Origin of the sequence: Burkholderia sp. Bp8994 (assembly GCF_003853805.1) — a bacterium.
Taxonomy (GTDB): Bacteria; Pseudomonadota; Gammaproteobacteria; order Burkholderiales; family Burkholderiaceae; genus Burkholderia.
The window spans coordinates 14042-28568 of sequence record NZ_QTQH01000018.1 but is presented as its reverse complement, the minus strand read 5'-3'; the positions used below and the strand labels follow the sequence as shown (position 1 = coordinate 28568).

15 protein-coding genes are annotated in these 14527 nt (G+C 70.3%); 8 read left to right on the top strand and 7 right to left on the bottom strand.

The features are described from left to right. Positions 1 to 9: 9 nt before the first annotated feature. Complete coding sequence (locus DIE04_RS20345) at positions 10 to 855, top strand: tetratricopeptide repeat protein (protein ID WP_124520675.1); 846 nt, start codon at positions 10 to 12, stop codon at positions 853 to 855. A 43-nt stretch (positions 856 to 898) separates the two neighbouring features. On the opposite strand, the gene DIE04_RS20340 is transcribed toward DIE04_RS20345, so the two are convergent. Continuing rightward, positions 899 to 1408, bottom strand: a complete 510-nt coding sequence (locus DIE04_RS20340) for a hypothetical protein (RefSeq protein ID WP_124520673.1) — start codon at positions 1406 to 1408, stop codon at positions 899 to 901. Between the two features lie 570 nt (positions 1409 to 1978). Between DIE04_RS20340 and DIE04_RS20335 the strand changes: the two genes are divergently transcribed. The 3 genes from DIE04_RS20335 to DIE04_RS20325 all read left to right on the top strand — a co-directional run bounded on the left by DIE04_RS20335 (position 1979) and on the right by DIE04_RS20325 (position 4147). After that, positions 1979 to 2899: a biotin--[acetyl-CoA-carboxylase] ligase gene (locus tag DIE04_RS20335; protein WP_124520671.1), complete on the top strand. Its 921-nt coding sequence runs from the start codon at positions 1979 to 1981 to the stop codon at positions 2897 to 2899. Then, positions 2896 to 3684 (top strand): type III pantothenate kinase, encoded by a 789-nt coding sequence (locus DIE04_RS20330; protein WP_124486564.1) that lies wholly within the window; start codon positions 2896 to 2898, stop codon positions 3682 to 3684. The genes DIE04_RS20335 and DIE04_RS20330 overlap by 4 nt, the downstream gene beginning before the upstream one ends. A gap of 220 nt (positions 3685 to 3904) precedes the next feature. Next, positions 3905 to 4147 carry a hypothetical protein gene (locus DIE04_RS20325; protein WP_044846779.1) on the top strand — a complete coding sequence of 81 codons (243 nt, stop codon included), beginning with the start codon at positions 3905 to 3907 and terminating at the stop codon, positions 4145 to 4147. 16 nt (positions 4148 to 4163) lie between these two features. Here DIE04_RS20325 and rfaE2 read toward each other — a convergent pair whose 3' ends face one another. From rfaE2 to DIE04_RS20290, 6 genes are all read right to left on the bottom strand, one after another. Further along, positions 4164 to 4649: a D-glycero-beta-D-manno-heptose 1-phosphate adenylyltransferase gene (rfaE2, locus tag DIE04_RS20320; protein ID WP_060110665.1), complete on the bottom strand. Its 486-nt coding sequence runs from the start codon at positions 4647 to 4649 to the stop codon at positions 4164 to 4166. A 162-nt stretch (positions 4650 to 4811) separates the two neighbouring features. Continuing rightward, positions 4812 to 5690 carry a ferritin gene (locus DIE04_RS20315; protein ID WP_059451551.1) on the bottom strand — a complete coding sequence of 293 codons (879 nt, stop codon included), beginning with the start codon at positions 5688 to 5690 and terminating at the stop codon, positions 4812 to 4814. Between the two features lie 486 nt (positions 5691 to 6176). After that, on the bottom strand, positions 6177 to 7403 hold the full coding sequence (locus DIE04_RS20305; protein ID WP_044846772.1) for a patatin-like phospholipase family protein: 1227 nt from the start codon (positions 7401 to 7403) through the stop codon (positions 6177 to 6179). A 24-nt stretch (positions 7404 to 7427) separates the two neighbouring features. After that, complete coding sequence (locus DIE04_RS20300) at positions 7428 to 8180, bottom strand: PhaM family polyhydroxyalkanoate granule multifunctional regulatory protein (protein ID WP_124520669.1); 753 nt, start codon at positions 8178 to 8180, stop codon at positions 7428 to 7430. A 79-nt stretch (positions 8181 to 8259) separates the two neighbouring features. After that, positions 8260 to 9087, bottom strand: a complete 828-nt coding sequence (locus DIE04_RS20295; protein ID WP_124520667.1) for an enoyl-CoA hydratase/isomerase family protein — start codon at positions 9085 to 9087, stop codon at positions 8260 to 8262. A 130-nt stretch (positions 9088 to 9217) separates the two neighbouring features. After that, on the bottom strand, positions 9218 to 10210 hold the full coding sequence (locus DIE04_RS20290) for a fumarylacetoacetate hydrolase family protein (RefSeq protein WP_124520665.1): 993 nt from the start codon (positions 10208 to 10210) through the stop codon (positions 9218 to 9220). A gap of 127 nt (positions 10211 to 10337) precedes the next feature. On the opposite strand from DIE04_RS20290, the gene DIE04_RS20285 reads away from it, so the two are divergent. From DIE04_RS20285 to DIE04_RS20265, 4 genes are all read left to right on the top strand, one after another. Continuing rightward, the gene (locus DIE04_RS20285; protein ID WP_044846196.1) at positions 10338 to 11213 is read left to right on the top strand and encodes an IclR family transcriptional regulator; all 876 of its coding nucleotides are present in this window, start codon (positions 10338 to 10340) and stop codon (positions 11211 to 11213) included. 137 nt (positions 11214 to 11350) lie between these two features. Continuing rightward, positions 11351 to 12634, top strand: coding sequence for a DUF3108 domain-containing protein (locus tag DIE04_RS20280; RefSeq protein ID WP_124520663.1), 1284 nt, complete (start codon positions 11351 to 11353; stop codon positions 12632 to 12634). 244 nt (positions 12635 to 12878) lie between these two features. Then, positions 12879 to 13136, top strand: coding sequence for a DUF3567 domain-containing protein (locus tag DIE04_RS20270; protein WP_006477667.1), 258 nt, complete (start codon positions 12879 to 12881; stop codon positions 13134 to 13136). 319 nt (positions 13137 to 13455) lie between these two features. Next, on the top strand, positions 13456 to 14523 hold the full coding sequence (locus DIE04_RS20265) for a homocysteine S-methyltransferase family protein (RefSeq protein WP_124486572.1): 1068 nt from the start codon (positions 13456 to 13458) through the stop codon (positions 14521 to 14523). Positions 14524 to 14527: the final 4 nt, after the last annotated feature.

Sequence of the window (14527 nt, the reverse complement as noted above, 5' to 3'; positions counted from 1 at the left end):
AGACCCGCGATGCAACCGATCCGGACGATGCGGCCGGCCGAGGCCGGCTTCGCCGCCGCCGCGCGGCGCGTGCTGCGCGCGAAACTCCCGCCGGCCGCGTTGCTCGCGGCGGCGGCCGTGACCGTCGCGGCCGTGGTCGCCGCGACCGGCTGGCGCGCCGCCGGCCCCTCGCCGAGCGCCGCGCAGCTCGACGAATGGCAGGCGATGGTCGCGCAGGCCGTCGAGCCGCATGCGCTCGCGCAGTTGCGCGCCCTCGCGCGCCGCGGTTCGGGCGACGCGCAGGCGGCGCTCGGCATCGCGCTCGTCGATGCGCGCGAGCCGGGGCTGCGCGACGAGGGACGCGGCTGGCTGGAAACCGCCGCGCAGGCGGACGGCCGTGCCGACACGCCGGCCGCGCGGCGTGCGCAGCTGGCACTCGGCAAGGCTCTGCTGCTCGGCAGCGGCGACATCCCGAAGGATTACGCACGCGCCCGCGCGCTGCTCGGCGAAGCGGCCGGACAGGGCGATCCGGCCGCCGCGTATTACCTCGGGCTGATCTATCGCAGCGGCTACGGCACCGCCGCGGACGCCGTGCAGGCCGCGCACTGGTTCGAGCTCGCGTCGCGCGCGGACCTCCCGGCCGCGGACTTCATGCTCGCGAACGCGTACCGCGAAGGCAGCGGCGTGCCGCGCGACGAAGCGCGCGCGCTCGCGCTGTATCGCCGGGCGGCGGAACACGAGCTGCCGGAAGCCGTGCAGACGCTCGCGATGGCGTATCGCAACGGCGAGCTGGGGCTCAAGCCCGACGCGGACGAATTCCACGCGCAGTGGATCGAAACCGCGCATGCGCTGAAGCACCCGGTCATCGCGCCGTGATGCGCGCGAGCCGCCTGGCCGGGTGCCGTCGCGGCATCCGGCGTCAGGCGGCGCCGCTCCGCGCGGGTCGTTCCAGGCGCATGTACGAGTCGGACACGATCAGTCCGAAGACGATGTGATCGAGCGCGCTCACCCAGCCTCGCGCGTCGGCGAACCACGGAAACAACTGCGTCATCCCGTAGTAGTTGACGACGTACAGCAGCACGCCGAACACGGCCCCCGCCACGCTGGCCATCCCGATGCTCGAATCCAGGCTGAAACACGCAATGATCACGGCCAGGACCAGCGCAAATACGATCGACAACGCGAAGTGCACGCCCAGCGCGGCCAGCAGCGTCCCCACTTCGACCGTGGCCGACGGCGCGAGCGCGTCATCGCCGAAGTAGATGGCCGCGATCATGCGCAGCGGCGCCCACGCGTCGTGTCCGATGATTGCCGCCGCGACGACCTGGACGACGAGGAAAACCGCACCGGCCACGAACCCGCCGATCACGGCGGCTCGCCACACCGGAATGCGGCGCACGTAATGGTGCGAATGCATGTGGAGTTGCATGGCCACCTCCTTGAAAACGGTCGGCCGCCGCATCAGCGCCGGTGCCTATGCTACGTACCCGCTCGCACCGCCGACCATGCCGACTCGAGCGAGTTCATCAGCCGGCGACAGGCACACGTCGTCGGGAGCCCGGCGGCATCGGCGATCCGGCGCGTCTTGCGGTGAAGGCGCGCGAACAGGCTGGACGGGCTCGAACCCGAATGAAGCGGGTTCATCGCCATTTCCGTCGATGCGGCAACGACGAGGACGCGCCGGCGCGCGCCGATTCGTCTGCGTTACTGCCGGCAACACCGTCGAACGCGCCGCCAGAGCGGATACTTCGAACGTAGTCGTGCCGGTCGCCAAATTCAAGATGCCGGCCGGCGGCGGTACGCGACTGTGCCGGGTTCGGCAGGCGCAAGCGGCAACAGGCCCGCGGTCAAGCAGGACACAGACTGCGAGCATTCGCGCGCGCCCGTGCAAGCCGAGCCTGAAAAACAGATAGCCGAGCCGGATGCGCGGCCGTCACCGTCGATCTCGCTGCCGGTGCATCCAAGCGCCGCTTCCGCCCCTGTCGCTACAATAGCCACCATGAACGCCCCCACCTCCTCCGACACGCCCGATTCCGGCGACGCGCACATCGCGCGCAACCGGCTCGAGGCGCACCTGGATGCCGCGCCGCGCGCGTGGCCGCTCGACATCGTTGCCGCCACCGGCTCGACCAACGCCGACGTCGCGACGCGCCTCAAGGCGCTGCCGCGCGCCGCGAACGCGCTGCCCGCGCCGCTCGTGCGCGTCGCGTTCGAGCAGACGGCCGGCCGCGGCCGGCAAGGCCGCCCGTGGTTCGCGCAGCCCGGCAACGCGCTGCTGTGCTCGGTCGGCTGCATCGTGCCGCGCCCCGTGGACGCGCTCGGCGGCCTCAGCATCGCGATCGGCGTCGCGCTCGCGGAAGGGCTCGCCGCGCTGCCGCTCGACGCCCGCACGCGCGTCGCGCTGAAATGGCCGAACGACCTGCTGCTGACGGTCACCGACGACGGCACGCCGCGCATCGTCGGCAAGCTCGCCGGGATCCTGATCGAAACCGTCTGGACCACCGCCGACGCGACCGCCGTCGTGATCGGCTTCGGCATCAACGTGCGCGGCGCGGAAGCCGTCGCCGCGCAGGTCGACGCGCTGCGCGCGCGCGAAGCGACGCTCGCGAGCGGGCTGCCGCCGGCCGCGCTGTCGGCCGCGTGCGCATCGGCCAACCTCACCGATACGCTCGCCGCGGCGCTGAACGCGCTCACCCCCGCCCTCGCGCAGTTCGGCACCGACGGGCTCGCGCCGTTCCTGCCGCGCTGGCACGCGCTGCACGCGTACGCGGGGCGCGAAGTCGTGCTGCTCGAACAGGGTGTCGAACGCGCGCGCGGCATCGCGACCGGCATCGACGCGACCGGCCAGTTGCTGCTCGACACGCCCGATGGCGTGCGGGCGATCGCGGCCGGCGACGTATCGCTGCGCGAAGCGCAATGAACGAACCGCATCTGCTGATCGACGCCGGCAACAGCCGGATCAAGTGGGCGCTCGCCGACGCGCAGCGCACGCTCGTCGACACCGGCGCGTTCGGCCATACGCGCGACGGCGGCGCCGACCCCGACTGGTCGGCCGTGCCGCGTCCGCGCGGCGCATGGATCTCGAACGTCGCGGGTGCCGACGTGGCCGCCCGGCTCGACGCGCTGCTCGACGCCCGTTGGCCCGGCCTGCCGCGCACGACGATCCGCTCGCGGCCCGCGCAATGCGGCGTGACGAACGGCTATACGACGCCCGAACAGCTCGGCAGCGATCGCTGGGCCGGTTTGATCGGCGCGCATGCGGCGTTTCCGGGCGAGCATCTGCTGATCGCGACGTTCGGCACGGCGACGACGCTCGAAGCGCTGCGGGCGGACGGTCGTTTCACCGGCGGGCTGATCGCGCCGGGCTGGGCGCTGATGATGCGCGCGCTCGGCACGCACACCGCGCAATTGCCGACGCTGACCACCGACATCGCGAGCGGGCTGCTCGCGGGCGCGCAGGCCGAGCCGTTCCAGGTCGATACGCCGCGCTCGCTGTCGGCCGGCTGCCTGTACGCGCAGGCGGGGCTGATCGAACGCGCGTGGCGCGATCTCGCCGATGCGTGGCAGGCCCCCGTGCGGCTCGTGCTGGCAGGCGGTGCGGCCGACGACGTCGCGCGTGCGCTGACGCTGCCGCATACGCGGCACGATGCGCTGATCCTGTCCGGGCTTGCGCTGATCGCCGTGGAAGCGGCGGCGCAGGATTGACGTAAAACCGGCCGGCATCGCGCCGGCCGCATCGACGGATGCCCGGCTGCGGGCTTCGTCGCGGTGACGATGGAAAAACGGGCGCCGGTGCCTGGCGCCCCTGCGGAGAGCCCGGCCGCATGCGGCCCCGGTCGACGCGAACGATCGCCGGCGACGACGACGACGCCCGCCGTGCGACCGTCCCGACTGAACGACTGAACAACGACGAGGAGTGTCGACGATGCTGCGCTGGCTGATCGCTGTTCTCTTTCTCGCGAACCTGCTCGCGTTCGTCGCCGTGCGCGGCGTGTTCGGGCCGCTGCCGGCGGCCGGTCCGCGCGAACCGGGCGTGCTGTCCCGGCAGGTGCGGCCCGAGGCGCTGCATGCGATGCCGCTCGCGCAGGCGGCCGATCAGCCGGTGATCGGCGGCCCGATCGGCGCGCCGGCCGTCCCGGCCGAGCCGTTCGCGGCATCCGCGCCCTGACGGCGCGGCACCCGCATCAGGACTGCTGCGCGCGCACCTTCTTCAGCAGCGCGGTGGTCGAGCGGTCGTGCTCGAACGGAATCGCGAGCGCCCGCCCGCCCCAGCCGCGCACGATCGCCGATTCCGGCAGCGCGTCCATGTCGTAGTCGCCGCCCTTCACGAGAATGTCCGGACGGACGGCCTCGATCAGCGACACCGGCGTCTTCTCCTCGAACTTCACGACCCAGTCGACGCTTTCCAGCGCCGCGAGCAGCGCCATGCGGTCGTCCTCGCGGTTGATCGGCCGGTCGTCGCCCTTGCCGAGCATGCGCACCGACGCATCGCTGTTCACGCCGACGATCAGGCATGCGCCGAGCGCCTTCGCATCGGCGAGATAGGTGACGTGGCCACGGTGCAGGATGTCGAACACGCCGTTCGTGAACACGACGGGCGAAGGCAGCGAAGCGCGCAGCGCAACCAGGGCGTCACGGGTGATCAGCTTGCGTTCGAAGGTAGCGGACATGATGGATTTCGGATGGCGTGAGCGGCGCGCGGTGCACGTCGCGACGGAACACGGCGGCGCCAGATAAAAAGCCCGCCGGATCGCCGGGCGGGCTTCATGCGGGAATACGGGGCGGCGAGCGCGGCCGGCGGCGCTTCACGCCGGCTGCGACGCCGCGCGGCCTCAGGCCGGTTGCGCGGCCGACGACGGGCCGCTTTCGGACTGCAGGCGGCCGGTGACTTCCTTGCGATAGCGGTTCAGTTCCTGCGCGGTCGCGAAGGTGCGCTCGAACAGGATCGACAGGTTGTGCAGGATCCGCTCGACGACCTTCTTTTCCCACTCGCCGTCGAAACGGATCTGCTCGTCGAGCCAGCGCTCGAGCCATTCCGGATCGGGCAGGCGCGACTGCACGGTGTCGCGCGGGAACAGCGCCTGGTTCACGTGCAGGTTGGTCGGGTGCAGCGGCTTCTCGGTGCGGCGCGCCGACGCCATCAGCACGCCGATCTTCGCGAACGCCGCGCGCGCGACGTCGCCGCAGTTGTTCAGCGCCTTCTTCATGTAGCGCAGGTAAGCGCCGCCGTGGCGCGCTTCATCGCGCGAGATCGTTTCGTAGATGTGCTTGATGACCGGCTCGGTGTGCCAGTCGGCCGCGCAGCGATACCAGTGGTTCAGGCGGATCTCGCCGCAGAAGTGCAGCATCAGCGTCTCGAGCGGCGGCGCCGGGTCGAACTCGAAGCGCACCGCGTGCAGTTCCTCTTCGGTCGGCACCATTTCCGGCCGGAAGCGGCGCAGGTATTCCATCAGCACGAGCGAGTGCTTCTGCTCCTCGAAGAACCACACGCTCATGAACGCGGAAAAATCGCTGTCGTGCTGGTTGTCGCGCAGGAACATTTCCGTCGCGGGCAGCGCCGACCATTCGGTGATCGCGTTCATCTTGATCGTCTTCGCCTGCTCGTCGGTGAGCAGCGAAGCGTCGAACTTGTCCCACGGAATGTCCTTCTCCATGTCCCAGCGGACAGCTTCGAGCGACCTGTAAAGTTCCGGATAAAGCATGGTGTTCATGATGGTCCCACCCCTGTTCTGCGCAATGCGACTTCTCTAAACGTGACTGTTGCCGCGCGGGCGCGCGAACGCGCTTTTTGCAGCCAAGACTCTAATTTTACGCGTGAATCCAGCCCCCGGACGCAGATTCCGCGTTCGGCAGCCGGGCGGCCGCGTAGCCGCCTTGAAGCACGCCGCGACCCCGCTCCACTCGAACGGAACCGACCGCGCGTGCCTGATGTGGGGGCCGGCGCAGGCCGGCTCGGTGGCGAGCCCGCCCGGCGCCACGCGGTCCCCGGACGGGTTCCCGTGCGACCGCCGGACCGGCGGGCTGCTCGATATGGTGTATACGGCGGCGGCCATGATAGCACGCACACATGACGGTTCCGAGACGCGGAACCGGTCGCGGGCCGCCAACGGCGGTGCGGCGATCGGTCGCATGCCCCGTCGCGAAAACGCAACCGAAATGTAAGCTGAGTCGCTTTCGGGCCTGCCCGGGCCTGTCGGTCAGACCCGTATTTCGCCTGTCGCGAGACCGCCTTCGGGCGGCGTGCCGGCCGCCGGCGCGCTGCCGCCGTCGGCCCGGGCGATCCAGTCCGCCAGCGTGTCGCGCTGCGCGCGTCCGTCGCGGTAGCCGAGTTCGATCAGCTCGCGCGTGAACGCCTCCTCGAACAACAGGTAGCTCGCGAACGACGCGCCGGCCGGCTGGCTGCCGCCGATTGCGCCGAGCAGCCCGCGCATCGTCGCCGGCATCTGCTTCAGGTGTTTCGCGGCGATCAGCTCGATGCGCTCGGACGGCGCGATCGCGAGCACGTCGACGTGCCGCCAGCCGCTGTCGACTTCGACCTGGTGCGGCAAATGCTCGATCATCCGGTTGATGTGCTCGATCCGCTCGATGTCCGAGCCGATCGAGTCGAGAAACACGCTCGCGAGCACCTGCTGGCCGATCTGCGCGGGCGTCGGGTAACCGCGCACCAGCCCCGAGCCGTTCGCGGCGGGAATTTCGGGCCGCGGATCGGCCGCGCCGACGACGACGATCCGGTCCGCGCCGAAGTGGATCGCCGGCGACAGCGGCGCGACCTGGCGGATCGACCCGTCGCCGAAGTATTCGATCTGGCCGTCGAGCACGAGCGGCACGGCCGGGAACACGAACGGAATGGCCGACGACGCGAGCAGGTGCGACGCCGACAGATCGACGAGCCGTGCGGTGCGCTGCGCGCGCCGCCATGCCTGGATCGGCTCGGCGGCCTGGTAGAAGGTCAGGTGCCGGCCGCTCGAATAGCTGAGCGCCGTCACCGACAGCGCATGCAGCAGGCGGGCCTCGAGCATCTGCTCGATCCGGTGGAAGCTCAGCTCGCGCTGCAGCAGGTGCGCGAGCGGCGCGTTGTCGAGCAGCCCGCGCGGCGAGCGGCGCGCCGCCCAGCCGAAGGTCATCGTCGCGAGCCAGCGTGCGCCCGCCGCCGCGATGCCGAGCCAGTCGGTGCGATACACGTAGTCGGCGCGCAGCGGCTCCCAGAATTCGAGCAGGCGCCGCACGCCGTGCGAAAAGTCGTCCGCGTGGCTTGCGATCGACGTCGCATTGATCGCGCCGGCCGATGACCCGCAGACCACCGTGAACGGCACCGTCTGCCGGTTCGGATCGGCCTCGCGCGCGATTTCGGCCAGCGCCTTCAGCACGCCGACCTGATAGGCGGCGCGTGCGCCGCCTCCCATCAGCACGAGCGCGAGCCGCATGATCGACCTGCTATCCGGTTCGCGTCACGTCGAGCGCTTCGGCGGACGCGTTTCGGGCGACGAAGCGGCTGCCGCGCGCGCCGCGGCCGAATCGGCCGGCTTCGCGCGCTTCGCGGCCGGCTTGCGCGGCGCGGCGGCCGCGGCCGGCGCGGGCTGTGCCGTCCGCGCGGCCGGTGCGGCCTGCTCGGGCGGTGCGGCGTCGTCCGGTGCCGCGGGCTGCGCCCCCGGCTGCGTCATCGCGAGGCTCGCGAGCTGGTTGAACTGCGCCTGCAGCAGATTCCACCAGCCGGCCGGATCGAACGCCTGTTGCGCGGTGTCGCCAGCCGGCGGCGCGTCCGCGGCGGCGGCGTCCGGCGCTTGCTGCGCGTCGGCGCGCGGCGCGGACGCCGCTTGCGCGGCCGCAACCGCGGCCTCCTCGGCCGCCGACATCGAGCTTTGCGCGAACGCGCCGAACGCGCGCAGCGTCGCGAGCGTCGCGCGCTGCACCTCGAGTGCCTGGATCGCGGACTGCAGCATCCCGAGATTGAGCTTGAGCCATTGCTCGACCGCACGCAGATCGGTGATCCGCTTGTCGAGTTCCTCGACGCTCGTGAGCGGCGCCATCATGTCGGACATGCTCGACAGCGAAGGCGGCAGCCCCGACGCGGTGCCGGGAAACGACGCCATCCCGCCGAACGGCGTCATCCGCATCATGTCCCACATCCGGTCGAGCATGTCGGCAGGCTTGAAACCGGCAAAGCCGGCGAAAGGATTGGAGCCGGGGGCATCGGTCGTCATACGGGCGTCCTGGTTGACTGGGGGAGCGAAGCGGCCGGCACGGATCGAGCGGCCGCCTTTGGTTCGATCATAACGCGCGTCAGAACGGTGCGTCGCCGGGGAAGTCGGGCGGGCGCCGCTCGCGCAGCGAGCGGATGCCTTCCTGCACGTCGGGCCCGGAGAAGCCCATGAATTCGAGTGCGAGCGACGTATCGAACGTCGGCCCGGCGCTGCGCAGCCAGTTGTTCAGCGCGTACTTGGTCCAGCGGATCGCCGACTGCGATCCGTGCGCGAGCCGCTCGGCAACGTCGTACGCCTTCGGCAGCAGGTCGGCCGGCTCGACCGCGAGCGACACGAGGCCGATCCGCTCGGCCTCCTCGCCGCTCACCGGTTCGCACAGCAGCAGGTAGTACTTCGCCTTCGCCATCCCGCACAACAGCGGCCACACGATCGCCGCGTGATCGCCGGCCGCGACGCCGAGCCGCGTATGGCCGTCGATGATGCGCGCGTCCTTCGCGGCGATCGAGATGTCGGCGAGCAGTCCGGCGACAAGCCCCGCGCCGACGGCCGGGCCGTGCATCGCGGACACGATCGGCTTGCTGCAGTTGATCACGTTGTAGACGAGGTCGCGCGCCTCGCGCCACACGCGCGCGCGCACGTCGAAGTCGTTCGCCATCGCCTCGACGAGCGCGAGATCGCCGCCCGCCGAAAAGCCCTTGCCCTCGCCGCGGATCACCGCGACGCGCGTGTCGGGATCGCGGTCGACGTCGCGCCAGATGTCGGCGAGCTCGCGATGCATGTGCTCGTTCGCAGTCGCGAGACCGCTGCGGTTCGCGCCCTCGCCGCTCATCACGATGTCGAGCACGCCGTGATCGCGGCGTGTCACCTTCAGTGCTTCGTAACCGCCGTATGCGGCGAGATCGGCCATGCGCAGCTCCCGGGTTCTCGAGACGCCTGAAGCGCCTGAATCGAGTGTAGCCAAGCCCGCGCGGGCAAACATCAGGCGAAACCCGGCGCGCGGGCCGGGGCCGGGTTTCGCGTCGACTGGCGCGTTTGCGTCAGGCCGCGCCGTCGGGCGGCGCGACCGCCTGCTCGATCGCGCCGAAGATCGACTTGCCGGCCGCGTCGAACATCTCGATGCGCACGGTGTCGCCGTAGCGCATGAATTCGGTCTGCGGCGCGCCGTGCTCGATCGTCTCGAGGCAGCGCTTCTCGGCGATGCAGCAGTAGCCGCGCTTCGCGTCCTTGTTCGACACCGTGCCCGAGCCGACGATCGAGCCGGCACGCAGGTTACGCGTCTTCGCCGCGTGCGCGATCAACTGGCCGAAGTGGAACACCATGTCGGTGCCCGCGTCGGGCTGGCCGACCTTCCTGCCGTTCCAGTGGACGATCATCGGCCGGTGCACGCGGCCTTCGCGCCATTCGTCGCCGAGCTCGTCGAGCGTCACCGCGACCGGTGCGAACGCGGTGGCCGGCTTGCTCTGGAAGAAGCCGAAGCCCTTCGCGAGTTCGGCCGGAATCAGGTTGCGCAGCGACACGTCGTTCACGAGCGTGACGAGCCGCACGGCCTTCAGCGCGTCGTCCGGCGACGCGCTCATCGGCACGTCGCCGGTGATCACCGCGACTTCGGCCTCGAAGTCGATGCCCCATTCCTCGGACGGACACACGATGTCGTCGCGCGCGCCGAGGAAATCGTCGCTGCCGCCCTGGTACATCAGCGGATCGGTCCAGAACTCCGGCGGCATCTCGGCGCCGCGCGCGCGACGCACGAGCTCGACGTGGTTCACGTACGCGGAGCCGTCGGCCCACTGGAACGCGCGCGGCAGCGGCGCCATGCAGTTCGCCGCATCGAACGCGAACGCGTTGCGTGCGCGGCCGTGGTTCAGCGCGTCGTAAAGGTCGCGCAGTTGCGGCGCGTAGAACGCCCAGTCGTCGAGGACGCGCTGCAGCGTCGGCGCGATCGCATCGGCGATCGCCGCGGTGTGCAGGTCGCGCGACACGACGATCAGCTGGCCGTCGCGCGTGCCGTCCTTCAGCGATGCAAGTTTCATGGGGTATCTGCCGTTTTAGTGACGATGGAGGGAATCTATTTTACGATGGTGAATCCGTGCGGCGCGCCACGATCGTGCGCGCCGTTTTCGTCCCGACCCTTGCCGCCTTGTCGCGCCCCCGTTGCCCATGCCTGCCAGCCCGCTTCCCGACGACGATCCCGCCGATTCCGACACCGACGACACCGGCGCCGGCGAACACGGTGAAGGCGGCGAGAAGCTCCGTTCCGGCATCCAGTCGATCGAGGTCGGCTTCCGCCTGCTCGATGTGCTCACGAGCGAGCCGCGCGCGATGATGCTGCGCGACCTCGCGCAGCGCGCGGGCATGAGCCCGGCGAAGGCGCACCGCTACCTGGTCAGCTTCTCGCGGCTCGGCGTCGTGTCGCAGGATCCCGTGTCGGGCCGCTACGAGCTCGGCGGCTTCGCGCTGCAAATGGGGCTCGCGCGGCTCGCGCGCGTCGACGGCGTGAAGCTCGCGCGGATCGCGCTGACGGAGCTGCGCGACCGCGTCGACCAGACGGTCGGCATCGCGGTGTGGGGCAACCAGGGGCCGACGATCGTGCACTGGATGGAATCGAGCCATCCCGCGAAGGCGTCGCTGAAGCTCGGCGACGTGATGCCGCTGCTCGGCTCCGCGACGGGCCTGCTGTTCGCCGCGTACCTGCCGCGCAGCAAGACCGCGGCGATGCTCGAACGCGAGCTCGCCGACACGCGCCGCTCGCCGCATCACGGCGGCCCGCGCACGCTCGACGAGGTCGAGGCGGTGCTCGCCGACGTGCGTGCGCATCAGGCCGCGCGCGTCGAAGGGATGCTGCTGCCGACGATCCATGCGTTCTGCATGCCGGTGTTCGACGCGGTCGGCGAACTCGCGCTCGCGATCGTCGCGCTCGGCCAGGAAGGCATGTTCGACATCGCGTGGGGCGGCGAAATCGACACCGCGCTGCGTGCCTGCGCGCAGAAACTGTCCTACGAACTCGGCTATAGTCCGGACGCGCGCGACGCCTGACACGCCGGACACGCCGGGCGCGCAACACACGTGCGACACCCGCGCGATGTACCGCGAACGCGCGGCGCATCCGGCGGTCCGACGGCTGTGACGCGCGCTGCGCGCCGCGACCGCCCCAACCCTGTACCGTTTCGCCGATGCCGCCTGCCGACACCCGTCCTCGTCACGCCCCGCCCCGCCGCTGGCTGCGCGTGGGCATCGCGCTCGTGGTCGTGCTGGTGCTGCACGCGCTTGCGGCCTTGTGGCTGACGCGCAGCCGCGACGCGTTCACGCCGCCCGCGCCCGCCGCGATACCGGTGCAGATCGAATTGCTGAAGCCGCAACCGATCGAGCGCCAGCCTGCGCCCAAGCCGGCCGAACATCCGATAGAACATCCGGCCGAGCAGGCGCCGGCGAAACCGGCTCCCGCCACGCCGAAGCCTGCACCGAAGCCCGCGCCGTCGCCCGAGCCGGTCCTCACGTCGACGCAGACGGCCGAGCACGGCGAGCCGCCGCCGGCCGCCGCCTCCGCCGCGAGCGGCACGACAGGCGCATCGGGCGCGCACGCGGCATCGTCCGGCGATGCCGCCGGTGGCGCCAGTGCCGCGACGCCGGGCCCCGCGACGAGCGGCGTGAAGTTCGCGGCGCCGCCGCCCGGCGACCTGCAGTACGACACGTTCTACAACGGGATGCAGAACATGATCGGCACGATCCACTGGCGCACCGACGGGCGCACCTACGATCTGTCGGTGTCGATGCCGGTGCCGTTCGTCGGCCCGTTCTCCTACCGCAGCGAAGGCCGCATCGACGCATTCGGCGTCGCGCCCGACCGCTATATCGAGAAGCGCGGCAAGCGGCCCGAGGACATCGCGATCTTCAACCGCGAGATCCGCCAGGTGGTCTTCACGCGCACGCCGAACAACGCGCCGCTGCCCGACGGCGTGCAGGATCGCTTCAGCATGCTGATGCAGCTGTCGGGGCTCGTGCGCGGCAATCCGGCCATGTACAAGCCGGGCGTCACGCAACAGTTCTTCGTGATCGACAACAACAGCGGCGAGACCTGGCCGATCACGGTGATCGGCGACGAGGACGTGCAGACGCAGGCCGGCATCATCCGGGCACGCCATTTCATGCGGCTGCCACGCCGCGACGGCGACACGCGCCGCATCGACATGTGGCTCGCGCCGTCGCTCGACTGGCTGCCCGCGAGGCTCGTACAATCGGAACCGAATGGTTCGCAGATCGAGCTGCTGTGGCACGGCCGGCTCGCCCCGCCGGATGCACCGACCGCCGGCGCGACGCAAGGCGCAACGAAGGAAGGCGCAACCAACGCGCCTGCCAGCACACCGGCCGCGGAGCCGGCACAACCCGCGCCGCCGCCCGCCGTGCAACCGCCAGCGCCAGCGTCTGCACTGCCGGCCTCGGCGCCGTCCGCGCCGTGACGGTCGACCAATCGGCAATTTCGACCGATTAAAGGACTCGCCGAAATGGCCGATGACACTCTTTAACAACTATTTCAGTCCACCGGATCACAATAAGAAACGTTTGATAGACATTGGTTTCTAACCGATACACCCCACGCAAACGGGAGAACGGGGTGTGCAGCGCAAGCCCCTTGAAACCGGCACAGCCCGCCCCACCTACGGGACAACAAGGCCAGATGCCACTGCGAAGAGGAGTGCCGCCATGCAAATGATCTACAACAGCCCCAACTACTGCGTCGTCGAATTTGCGCCGCAGGCCGGCCACCATCTGATGAATGCCGGCGGATACGAAATCGTCGACAAGAACGCCCAGCGCGAGATCTTCATCGACGGCGAGCTCGCCGAACGATTCCGCGCACACGTGAAGCAGCTGATCGAGGATGAACCGTCGCTCGACGAAGTGGACGAATTCCTCGGACAGTTCGACAGCCTGATGATGATGCCCGTCGTCCTGCACTGACGACCCGCGGCCCGGCGCATCGCCGGGCCATTCGCCGCACTGAAGCGGCGCCGCGAGCACTCCGATCCAAGCCCCCGTCCGGTTCGCCGGGCGGGGGTTTTCGTTTGATGCGGCCGGTGCGCGACCCGCATACGGGTACGCACGTTCATTGCGCGCAGACCGCACGCACGCAGGCATCGGGCCCGCACCGTTGCCTGCACCACGACCGTGCGCGCCACCCGCATGCCGCGCCGGCCGGCTGCGCGCCGCGCGAGGCCGGGCGGCGCCCCGGCGCACCGGCTACAATGACGGTTTTCCCGTCTTCGCCGGTCTCTCGCCCATGTCTGCGACTCCTCTCGCCGCTTCCACCCCGCTCGACGCGCCCTACACGCGTGGCGCCGCACTGCCCGCGCTGCTGAAATCGCGCATCCTGATCCTCGACGGCGCGATGGGCACGATGATCCAGCGCTACAAGCTCGACGAGGCCGCGTATCGCGGCGAGCGCTTCAAGGATTTCCCGCGCGACATCAAGGGCAACAACGAACTGCTGTCGCTCACGCAGCCGCAGATCATCAGCGAGATCCACGACCAGTACTTCGCGGCCGGCGCGGACATCGTCGAAACCAACACCTTCGGCGCGACGACGGTCGCTCAGGCCGACTACGGGATGGAAGACCTCGTCGTCGAGATGAACGTCGAATCGGCGCGGCTCGCGCGCGAATCGGCGGCCCGCTACGCGACGCCCGACAAACCGCGCTTCGTCGCGGGCGCGATCGGGCCGACGCCGAAGACGGCGAGCATCTCGCCGGACGTCAACGACCCGGGCGCGCGCAACGTCACGTTCGACGAGCTGCGCGACGCGTATTACCAGCAGGCGAAGGCGCTGCTCGACGGCGGCGTCGACCTGTTCCTCGTCGAGACGATCTTCGACACGCTGAACGCGAAGGCCGCCCTCTTCGCGCTCGACGAACTGTTCGAGGACACCGGCGAGCGCCTGCCGATCATGATCTCGGGCACCGTGACCGACGCATCTGGCCGCATCCTGTCGGGCCAGACGGTCGAGGCGTTCTGGAATTCGCTGCGCCACGCGAAGCCGCTCACGTTCGGCCTGAACTGCGCGCTCGGCGCGGCGCTGATGCGTCCGTACATCGCCGAGCTCGCGAAGCTGTGCGACACCTACGTGTCGTGCTACCCGAACGCGGGCCTGCCGAACCCGATGAGCGACACCGGCTTCGACGAGACGCCGGACGTCACGTCGGGCCTCCTGAAGGAATTCGCGCAGGCCGGGCTCGTGAACCTCGCCGGCGGCTGCTGCGGCACGACGCCCGAGCACATCGCCGAGATCGCGAAGGCGCTCGCCGACGTGAAACCGCGCCGCTGGCCGAGCCAGTACAGCGACGCCGCCTGACCGA